Annotated in this window: 9 protein-coding genes; 6 read left to right on the top strand and 3 right to left on the bottom strand. The window is 74.5% G+C overall.

What is annotated here, in order from left to right:
• Positions 1-86: 86 nt before the first annotated feature.
• Entirely contained in the window at positions 87-1,547 is a 1,461-nt protein-coding gene (locus AB0K14_RS05795) for an aldehyde dehydrogenase family protein (RefSeq protein WP_360447880.1), read from the bottom strand.
• 129 nt (positions 1,548-1,676) lie between these two features.
• Here AB0K14_RS05795 and AB0K14_RS05800 point away from each other — a divergent pair, with 129 nt between their 5' ends.
• From AB0K14_RS05800 to AB0K14_RS05810, 3 genes are all read left to right on the top strand, one after another.
• Positions 1,677-3,341 (top strand): IclR family transcriptional regulator C-terminal domain-containing protein, encoded by a 1,665-nt coding sequence (locus tag AB0K14_RS05800; protein ID WP_360447882.1) that lies wholly within the window; start codon positions 1,677-1,679, stop codon positions 3,339-3,341.
• A 141-nt stretch (positions 3,342-3,482) separates the two neighbouring features.
• Positions 3,483-3,920, top strand: a complete 438-nt coding sequence (locus AB0K14_RS05805; RefSeq protein WP_360447884.1) for a DUF4383 domain-containing protein — start codon at positions 3,483-3,485, stop codon at positions 3,918-3,920.
• Between the two features lie 22 nt (positions 3,921-3,942).
• Positions 3,943-4,362, top strand: a complete 420-nt coding sequence (locus tag AB0K14_RS05810) for a DUF6292 family protein (RefSeq protein ID WP_360447886.1) — start codon at positions 3,943-3,945, stop codon at positions 4,360-4,362.
• A 129-nt stretch (positions 4,363-4,491) separates the two neighbouring features.
• Here AB0K14_RS05810 and AB0K14_RS05815 read toward each other — a convergent pair whose 3' ends face one another.
• Positions 4,492-5,664, bottom strand: a complete 1,173-nt coding sequence (locus AB0K14_RS05815) for a glycosyltransferase (protein WP_360447889.1) — start codon at positions 5,662-5,664, stop codon at positions 4,492-4,494.
• A gap of 192 nt (positions 5,665-5,856) precedes the next feature.
• On the opposite strand from AB0K14_RS05815, the gene AB0K14_RS05820 reads away from it, so the two are divergent.
• Genes AB0K14_RS05820 through AB0K14_RS05830 form a run of 3 tightly spaced genes read left to right on the top strand, consistent with a single transcriptional unit; the run spans position 5,857 to position 7,104 of the window.
• Positions 5,857-6,099 carry an acyl carrier protein gene (locus AB0K14_RS05820; RefSeq protein ID WP_360447891.1) on the top strand — a complete coding sequence of 81 codons (243 nt, stop codon included), beginning with the start codon at positions 5,857-5,859 and terminating at the stop codon, positions 6,097-6,099.
• Between the two features lie 25 nt (positions 6,100-6,124).
• The gene (locus AB0K14_RS05825; RefSeq protein WP_360447893.1) at positions 6,125-6,616 is read left to right on the top strand and encodes a metallophosphoesterase family protein; all 492 of its coding nucleotides are present in this window, start codon (positions 6,125-6,127) and stop codon (positions 6,614-6,616) included.
• A 53-nt stretch (positions 6,617-6,669) separates the two neighbouring features.
• Complete coding sequence (locus AB0K14_RS05830; RefSeq protein ID WP_360447895.1) at positions 6,670-7,104, top strand: VOC family protein; 435 nt, start codon at positions 6,670-6,672, stop codon at positions 7,102-7,104.
• A 40-nt stretch (positions 7,105-7,144) separates the two neighbouring features.
• Here AB0K14_RS05830 and AB0K14_RS05835 read toward each other — a convergent pair whose 3' ends face one another.
• On the bottom strand, positions 7,145-7,780 hold the full coding sequence (locus AB0K14_RS05835) for a class I SAM-dependent methyltransferase (protein WP_360447897.1): 636 nt from the start codon (positions 7,778-7,780) through the stop codon (positions 7,145-7,147).
• Between the last annotated feature and the right edge of the window lie 12 nt (positions 7,781-7,792).

The following is a 7,792-nucleotide window of genomic DNA, read 5'->3' on the forward strand; positions in this document are numbered from 1 at the left end:
CGGTCACCACGGGCACGGACAGTCCCGGATCGTGTGCTTGCCGTTGGTCCGATCGGGTTGCCCTAAACGGGCGCCGGTACGCGGGGTCAGAACGGGTAGCGGGACGGGGTGGTGGCGACGGTGAGCCAACGGGTGGTCGTGAAGGCCTCCACGCCCCAGCGCCCGCCGAAGCGGCCGTAGCCGCTGGCCCTCACGCCGCCGAACGGCGCCTGCGGCTCGTCGTCCACGGTCTGGTTGCCGACGTGCACGATCCCGGTGCGCAGCCGACGCGCGACGGCGAGGCCCCGGCGGGTGTCCTCGGTCAGGACACCGGCGGTGAGGCCGTACTCGGTGTCGTTGGCGAGCGCGATCGCCTCCTCGTCGTCGGCCACCGCGAGCACGGTCACGACCGGGCCGAAGACCTCCTCGTGGTGGATCCGCATGTCCGGCGTGACGCGGTCCAGCACGGTCGCCGGGTACCGGGCGCCCTCCGGTGGGCCACCGCCCGCGCGCACCCGCGCGCCGCGCCCGACCGCGTCGGCCACCAGGTCGGCCACGCGCCGCGCCGACGTGGCGTCGATCAGCGGGCCGACCACCGTCGCGGGGTCGGTCGGGTCACCGTGCGGCAGCCCGGCCACCTTCATCGCCAGCCGTGCGGTGAACTCCTCCGCGATCGACTCGTGGACCAGGACGCGGTCGGCCGACATGCACACCTGGCCCGCGTTGGCGAACGCGCCGAAGGCCACCGCGTCCACCGCGTGCCCCGGGTCGGCGTCGTCCAGCACCAGCACGGCGTTCTTGCCGCCCAGTTCGAGCACGGCGGGCTTGAGGCGGCGCGCGGCCGACTCGCCGACCACCCGACCGACCCGGGTGGAGCCGGTGAAGTTCACCACGCGCACCCGGTCGTCGCCGATCAGCGCCTCGGCCACGACCGCCGCGTCCGCCCGGTCGTTGGTGACGACGTTGAGCACGCCGTCGGGCAGGCCCGCCTCGCGCAGCACGTCGGCGAGGAAGAGGCCGCTCGCGATCGGCGCGTCCTCGCTCGGCTTGAGCACCGCGGTGTTGCCGACGGCGAGCGGTGTCGCGATCGCCCGCGCGCCCAGGATCAGCGGCGCGTTCCAGGGCGCGAACGCCGCCACCACGCCCACCGGCTCGCGCACCGCCAGCGACAACCGGCCCTCGGCCTCGGTGGCCAGCACGTCGCCGACGGGCTGGGTGACCGCCGCGGCGGCCTCGCGCAGGACGCTCGCCGCGAACCCCACGTTGAAGTGCGCCCACCCGGCCACCGCGCCCACCTCGGCGGCCATCAGCGCGACCGCCTCGGCGGCCCGCGCCTCCAGCACGTCGGCCGCCCGCAGCACGATCGCCCGCCGCGCGGACGGCGGCAGCGCCGACCACGACCCGAACGCGGTGTCGGCCGCCTCCACCGCCCGCCGCACGTCGACGACACCACCGGCGGCGACGGTCGCATACACCTCGCCGGTGTGCGGGTTCAGGTCGGCGGTGGTGCGCCGGTCCGCGGCGGGCACATCCCGGCCGCCGATGAGGAGTCCGCGGGTCAGGGTCATCAGGGCTCCGTTCGCTCAGCGAAAACCAGTTCGCTGGAGGTGCAGAGAGTGTTGTTCGACCGCCCGTCCGCGTCAAGGTCCGCCTACGATGTCCCCCCGGACACCGCGACCGACCAGACTGGAACCGACGTGCAGTTCGCCGCCACCACCACCGAGGCCGCGGGCACGTTCGAACGCGGGCTCGCCGTGCTGCACGCCGTCGCCACGCACCCCGAGCCGAGGCTCCGCCGAGGCGACCTGGCCAAGGCGAGCGGCCTGCCGCGCTCCACCGTCGACCGCGTCACGGCGACCCTGCTGCACCTCGGCCACCTGCGCGCCGAGGGTCAGGACCTGCGGCTCGCGCTGCCCGCCATGGGGCTGGGCAACGCCTACCTCGCGTCGTGCGGGCTGGTCGGCCCGCTCGCGCCGCTGCTCACCCGGCTCGCCGACGAGCTGGACGAGTCGGTGACGCTCGCCGTGCCCGACGACGACGGCGCCCGGCTGATCGCCCAGTCGACCCGGCGGCGTGCCGTCTACCTGGCGTTCCACGTCGGCGCCGTGCTGCCGGACGACCGCACCGCCGCGGGTGTGGTGCTGGCCGCGACCTGGGGTGAGGAGCGGTTCGAGACGTGGCGGCACCGCCGCACCGCCGACCCGCTCGACGCCGGGTTCCCCGCCGTGCCGACGCTGACCGACCCGCCACCGGACCGCGAGGCCGTGTTCCGGGCCCGCGTCGAGGCGGCCCGTGCGCGGGGCTGGTCGCTGGACGACCAGTGGGTCGAGCCGGGGCTGCTGGCCGTCTCCGCGCCCGTGCACGACGCGGCCGGCCGGCCGGTGGCCGCGGTGAGCGTGTTGAGCCACACCAGCAGGCACACCGCCGACACGTTCCCGGACACCGTGCTGCCACGGCTGCGCGCCGCGGTGGCGGACATGGAGGCGGCGCTGCGCGAGACCCGCCGGGTCGCCGAGCGGACCCCTCCGCGGCGGACCGTGCCCCCCGCCGACGACCCGCGGTCGGCGAAGGCGGAGCTCGGCATGAGCTTCCTGGAAGGCCTCGCCAGGGGCCTGGCCGTGCTCACGGCGTTCCGCGAAGCGCCGGACGGGCACACGATCGCGACCGCCGCCGCGGCGTGCGGCCTCGCCCGCGCCACGGCGCGTCGGGCGCTGCACGTGCTGTGCGACGCGGGCTACGCGGAGACCGACGGCAGGCGGTTCGTGCTGCTGCCGAAGGTGCTCGACCTGGGTTACGCCCGCCTCGCGCCGCTCACGTTGTCCGACATCGCCCAACCGCACCTCGCCGACCTGGCCGCCGGCGTGGGGGAGTCGGCGTCGATGGCCGTGCTCGACGGCGACCGGGTCCGGTACGTGGCGCGGGTCGCGGCCGGCCGGGTCGTGCGGGTCGACATCGCGATCGGCACCCGCCTGCCGGCGTACGCCACGTCGATGGGCCGCGTGCTGCTGGCCGGCCTCCCCGCCGCCGAACGGGCCGACCTGATCCGCGCCGCCGACCTGCGCCCGCTGACCGGCCGCACGCTCGTCGACCCCGACGCGCTGGAAGCCGCCGTGCGGGCGGTCGCGCGGGACGGCTGGGCGATGGTGGACGAGGAGCTGCACGAGGGTCTGCGCTCGCTCGCGGTCGGCGTGCGCGACGGGTCCGGCGCGGTGGTCGCGGCGGTCAACGTGGCCCTGCACGTCGGCCGCACCACACCGGAGGAGGCCGTGCGGCGGTTGCTGCCCGGGCTGCGCGCCGCCGCGGACCGGATCGAGGCAGACCTGGCCGTGGCGTTCGACCAGGTCCCGCTGGTCGTGCACTGACCCGGTTGGGCGCCCGCACCGGGCTCGGTGGGGTGGCGCGGGGTCGGGTCGTTTGCCCCACCCGGCTCCGGGTAGTCGGACGGCATCGGAAGTGGGTTCCGCGATGCGACGGGAGTCGACATGTCAAGACCCGACACAACGATGTCACGCACACCGGTCCAGCTGGCCGCCACGGTCGTGGGCGCGGTGTTCCTCGTGGTCGGCATCGCCGGGTTCATCCCGGGACTGACCACCAACTACGACACGCTGCAGTTCGCGGGTCACGATTCCCAGGCCATGCTGCTCGGCGTGTTCGCCGTCTCGATCCTGCACAACATCGTGCACCTGGCGTTCGGCGCCATCGGCCTGGCGATGGCCCGGACGGCGCGCAACGCGTTCCTGTACCTCGTCGCCGGCGGTGTGGTGTACCTCGTGCTGTGGCTGTACGGCCTCATCATCGACCACGACAGCGCGGCGAACTTCGTGCCGGTGAACACCGCCGACAACTGGCTGCACCTGGTGCTGGGCCTCGGCATGATCGCGCTGGGCTTCGCGCTGGGCCGTTCGGTCCGGGCCGGCGGCGTGCCCCGGGCGACCTGACCGGAGAACGGCGGCGAGCGGCGTGGACCCGGACTTCGACCCGGACCTCGGCGACACGCCGACCCGCGGCCTGCGGCGTTACGTGCGGGCCGTCGCGGCGGGCCTCGGCTTGGCGGGCCAGTGCTGGCACGTCGACCCGGGCCCGCCCGCGACGGCCGGGCTCGCCGTGGACGCGACCCTGCCGTCGTTCCCCGACCGGGACTTCGCCCTGCTGTGGGACGAGGAGTACGGCTGGGCCGCCGCCGTCCGCGCCGGTCACGACGAGCCACCGGTCGTCATCACCTACCTGGGTGGTGACGTGCTGCCGGGTGCGGCCGAGGTGGTCGCGTTCGTGGCCGCGCTGAGGTACGACCGGCACCCCGGCGACCCGAGGCCGATCCGGTTGCGCGCGTACGGCACCCCCGACGACCTCGTGGACCGCCTCCGCGCCTACCCCTCGTGACCCGGTCCCGTCCCTCGTGACCCCGGCCCGCCGACGAGCCGGCCCGCCGACGAGCGTTCCGCCGACGAGCCGTCCCGCGAGCCGTGCCGCCGGCGGGCACACCGCCCCGGCGCCGCGACCGCGCCGCGGTCAGCCGTCGTGCACCGACGCCTCCACCGTCTCCGGCCGGCCCGCCGCCTCGCGGTAGACGCGGACCGTCTCGGCGGCGATCCGGACCGTGCTGTACCGGGCCTCGACGCGGTCGGCGCCCGCGATGCCGTAGGCCTCGCGGCGGGCTTCGTCGGCCAGCAGGGGGCGCAGCGCCCGGGCCAGCGCACGCGGGTCGTCGGGCGGCACGAGCAGGCCCGTGACGCTGTCCACGACCGTGTCCATCGCCGAGCCGACGGTGGCGGCCACCACCGGCACGCCGCACGCCATGGCCTCCAGCGGTGTGACGCCGGGCGCGTCCGGCGCGCCGCACACGACCACGTCGGCGGACCTCATCAGCGCGGGCATCGCCGCCCTGGGCACCCGGCCGACCAGCCGCACCCGGTCACCGACCCCTGACGCGCCGGCGTGCTCGCGCAACCGGCGCACCTCCTCCGCCCGGCCGCCGACGACCACCAGTTCGGTGTCCCACACCGACCGCAACGCGGTGATCACGCCACCGGCGCCGGCGGCGGGGCAGACCAGCCGGTGCGCCAGCGGCCGGTTGAGCCGCGGTCCCTCCGGCTTGAACTGCTCGACGTCCACGGCCTGCGGCACCAGGGCGATCCGGGCCCGCGGCACGCCCATGCGCACCAGCTGGTCCTTCTCGTCCGTGCAGCGGGCCACCACCCGGGTCGCCTCGCGCCCGATCAACCTCTCGGTGGACAGCCGCACCTCCGGCACGGCCTCGTCGCCCGAGCGCCGCACCACCACGCCCAACGAGTGGAACGTCTGCACCACCGGCACGTCAAGGCCGTTGGCGGCCAGCACCGACGCCACGCCGGACGTCCAGTAGTGGGCGTGCACGACGTCCGGCGGGTCGGCCCGCCACTGCGCGCGCAGGAACCGGGTGAACTCGTCCAGGTGAGGCAGGAGCTCGTCCGGGTGAACCGGGCTGGGCGGTCCGGCCGTCACGTGCACCACGTCGTAACCGAGCCGGGCGCGCACCACGTCGGGGGATCGAGGGGAGTCACGACGGGTGTGCACGACGACGTCGTGACCGGTGGCGACGAGGGCCGCCGCCAAGTCGGCGACGTGGACGTCCTGCCCGCCCTCCTCGGCGTCCCCGAGCACGGGCAACGGGCTCGCGTGCGCCGAGATCAGCGCGATCTTCATGGGTTTTCCTCCAGCCGCGGATGCGGATTCGACCGCGTCACGTCCGACCAAGGCTGTCGTCTCAACCCAAGTTGGCACCGTACAAGCAACCTACGACCGGTGCCACCGGAGCGCATGACGGAAGGGTGTGGTTGACCGGGCGGCTGCCGGGTATGGCACAGGGCGACCACGCTCGACGACCGAGGAGGGACCATGGCCACCGGGGAAACCGGCTTCGACGACGTCAGCTACGACCTGATCTCCGTGCAGTACCACGCGCTCAAGGCCGGCCACGACTACGGCCAGTACGTCCGGGACGCGGAGAACGCGGGCAAGCAGGAGATCGCCGACTTCTTCCGCCGCGTGATGGAGGAGGACTCCGCGCGCGCCAAGCAGTGCCACGAGTTCCTCAAGGAGCTGTCCCTCAGCGGCGACGCGGGCCCGGCCGTCGGTTGAGCCGGCCGGGCGGTGGTTCCGCGCCATGCGGGTAGTCGTGCTGTCCGACACCCACGCGCCCCGGCGGTGGAAGTCGTGTCCCCCGGCGGTGGCGGAACACCTGCGCCACGCGGACGTCATCCTGCACGCCGGTGACGTCTGCGTGGCGGCCGTGCTGGACGAACTGGCCCAGTACGCGCCGGTGACCGCGGTGTGCGGCAACAACGACGGGCCGGACGTGGTCGGGTGGGGCGCGCCGGAGACCGTCGAGCTCGACCTGGCCGGACTGCGGGTGGCGATTATCCACGACAGCGGCCAGGCCACCGGCCGCACCGCGCGGATGCGCCGCCGGTTCCCCGAGGCCGACCTGGTGGTGTTCGGCCACTCCCACATCCCGATGGACGTGACCGGCGACGGCGTGCGGGTGTTCAACCCGGGCTCGCCCACCGACCGCCGCCGCCAACCGCACGGCACCGTCGGCCTGCTCGACATCGCGGACGGCGAACTCGTGACCGCCCGGATCGTGCCGGTCACCTGAGGCGTGCCGGCCGCCGGCCCGCGGTGAAGATCACGCGCCACTATGGTGGACCCATGGCGTCGGTCAGGCAGGTACAGGTCACCTTCGACTGCGCGGAACCCGAGCGCGTCGCCCGTTTCTGGTGCCAGGTGCTCGGATACGTCGTACCGCCGCCACCGGACGGGTTCGCCACCTGGGACGACTACGACCGCTCACTGCCGCCCGAGCGCCAGGGCGCGGACTTCGCCTGCGTGGATCCCGACGGCGTGGGCCCCCGCCTGTTCTTCCAGCGCGTTCCCGAGGGCAAGGTCGTCAAGAACCGGGTGCACCTGGACGTGCGAGTCGGCACCGGGCTCGTGGGCGAGGAGCGCCTCGCCGCGCTGGAGGCCGAGTGCGCACGACTGGTCGCGCTCGGCGCGGTCCGCGTGCGGCTGCTGCCCGCCGACGACCACGACGAGTCGTGCATCGTGATGCAGGACGTCGAGGGCAACGAGTTCTGCCTCGACTGAGCCCGCTACCAGGCGTTCCCCGGGCGCGTGGTGGACGTGATCAGCGCCGGCACAGCAGCATCCCGCCGGGCACGTCCGCGTCCGGTTCGACGAGCACCTGCGCCTCGACGGTGAAGCCCGCGGCACGCAGCCAGGTCGCCACCCGCTCCACCGGGCGCCGGTGCACGTGCAGCGACATCGGGTGGCCGCCGTACCCCTCGGTCTTGAGGTGGTCGCGGTCGCCGACGTGGAAACCGACCATGACCACGCCACCGGGGCGCAGCACGCGGTGGAACTGCGCGAACACCGTCGGGACCTCCGCGTCCGGGACGTGGATGACGGAGTAGAACGCCAGCACGCCGCCGACCGAGCCGTCGGCCAGGTCGAGGTCGGTCATCGAGCCGACCTCGAACCGCAGCCCGGGGTGGTCGCGGCGGGCGATCTCGACCATCCGGGGCGAGAGGTCGATGCCGAAGGCGTCCACCCCGAGGCCGGCGAGGTGGGCCGCGATCAAGCCGGGTCCGCACCCGACGTCGGCCACCGGCCCGCCCACCTCGCGTGCCGCCTCGGCGAACAGCGCCAGGACACCGCGCAACAGCGGGGCCTTCGCCAACGCCACACGGGTGAAGTCGGTGTAGCTCTCGGCCACGGTGTCGTAGGAAACCCTGGTGTCGGTCAGCCAGTCGTGTGCGGTCACGGCCGAGACGCT

It is taken from the genome of Actinosynnema sp. NPDC050801 (genome assembly GCF_040673975.1).
Taxonomy (GTDB): domain Bacteria; phylum Actinomycetota; class Actinomycetes; order Mycobacteriales; family Pseudonocardiaceae; genus Actinosynnema.

Bases quoted from the DNA above. Each gene is read 5' to 3' on its own strand.
- AB0K14_RS05820 (WP_360447891.1), top strand. From the start codon at position 5,857: ATGGCCACCGGGGAAACCGGCTTCGACGACGTCAGCTACGACCTGATC.
- AB0K14_RS05805 (WP_360447884.1), top strand. From the start codon at position 3,483: ATGTCACGCACACCGGTCCAGCTGGCCGCCACGGTCGTGGGCGCGGTG.
- AB0K14_RS05815 (WP_360447889.1), bottom strand. From the start codon at position 5,664: ATGAAGATCGCGCTGATCTCGGCGCACGCGAGCCCGTTGCCCGTGCTC.
- AB0K14_RS05830 (WP_360447895.1), top strand. From the start codon at position 6,670: ATGGCGTCGGTCAGGCAGGTACAGGTCACCTTCGACTGCGCGGAACCC.
- AB0K14_RS05825 (WP_360447893.1), top strand. From the start codon at position 6,125: ATGCGGGTAGTCGTGCTGTCCGACACCCACGCGCCCCGGCGGTGGAAG.
- AB0K14_RS05795 (WP_360447880.1), bottom strand. From the start codon at position 1,547: ATGACCCTGACCCGCGGACTCCTCATCGGCGGCCGGGATGTGCCCGCC.